Consider the following 378-nt stretch of genomic DNA (forward strand, 5'->3'; position numbering starts at 1 on the left):
CAGCAGCTTATCGCTCTGTGGCGTGATACCACCAAGCTGCATCATACGGTTTGTCGAGATCATGGTATGAGGCCAGAAGGCTTTCACTTCTGATACCGGTACACCATTAGCTTCCGCATTATTGCGGATATTATCGACATAATCCTTAGTACGCTGGAAACCAGACAGGATAGTACGGTTCTTGCCTTCAATGGTTTTTGCGTGGTTCTCGTTGAGAACACCATCAGCAACCTGACGACCACCTTGGAACAGCAGACGTGTAGCTTCATCAGCCGATGCGTAGAAATCGAAGAACTCCACGTCAGTCGAATATTCCGTAGCATTTGCATTACGGAGAGCAGTTACGTTATCTGCGGTCAGACGTTCAGTAGGCTTGTT

1 protein-coding gene is annotated in these 378 nt (G+C 47.9%); it reads right to left on the minus strand.

Annotation, left to right across the window (positions count from 1 at the left end):
- Positions 1–360: hypothetical protein (locus RMT89_RS41525; protein ID WP_399498885.1), on the minus strand; the 360-nt coding region annotated here is incomplete at its 3' end.
- Positions 361–378 lie beyond the last annotated feature (18 nt).

The organism is Streptomyces sp. P17 (genome assembly GCF_032436805.1).
GTDB lineage: Bacteria > Actinomycetota > Actinomycetes > Streptomycetales > Streptomycetaceae > Streptomyces.